Annotated in this window: 1 protein-coding gene; it reads left to right on the forward strand. The window is 71.8% G+C overall.

From position 1 onward, the window contains the following. The coding region (locus G7A99_RS22130; protein WP_163144147.1) for an aldehyde dehydrogenase family protein at positions 1–818 on the forward strand (818 nt) is incomplete at both ends.

Here is an 818-nt window from a genome sequence, read left to right on the forward strand (position 1 = left end):
GCCGCCCGTCACGCCTTCGAGGAGGGCGAGTGGGGCCGGCTCACCGCCATCGAGCGCGGCCGGCTGCTGATGCGCGTCGGCGAGCTGATCCAGGCCAACGCCGAGGAGCTCGCCCAGCTCGAGAGCCGGGACACCGGCAAGCCGCTGAGCCAGGGCCGCGCGGACATGGTCGCCGCGGCGCGCTACTTCGAGTACTACGGTTCGGCGGCGGACAAGGTCCACGGCGAGACCATCCCGTTCCTCGACGGCTACACGGTGATGGCCCTGCGCGAGCCCTTTGGCGTGACCGGTCACATCATTCCGTGGAACTACCCGGCGCAGATGTTCGGGCGCTCGCTCGCGCCCTCGCTGGCGATGGGCAACGCCACCGTGCTCAAGCCCGCCGAGGAGGCCTGCCTGCTGCCGCTGCGCATCGCCGACCTCGCCATCGAGGCGGGCTTCCCGCCGGGGGCCATCAACGTGGTCACCGGCCTCGGCGAGGAGGCCGGCGCGCCGCTGGCCTCCCACCCGGATATCGACTTCCTCGCCTTCACCGGCTCCCCGGAGGTGGGGACGCTGGTCCAGCAGGCGGCGGCGCGCAATCACGTCGGCTGCGTGCTGGAGCTCGGCGGCAAGTCGCCGCAGATCGTCTTCGACGACGCCGACTTCGACGCCGTGCTGCCGGTGGTGCAGAAGGCCATCGTCCAGAACGCCGGCCAGACCTGCTCCGCCGGCAGCCGGGTGCTGGTGCAGGAGAGCGTTTTCGACGCCTTCATCGAGCGCCTGACCGCCGCCTTCGGCGAGCTGGTCACCGCCAGCCACGACGCGGACGCGAACTG

The organism is Arhodomonas sp. KWT, from assembly GCF_010993615.1.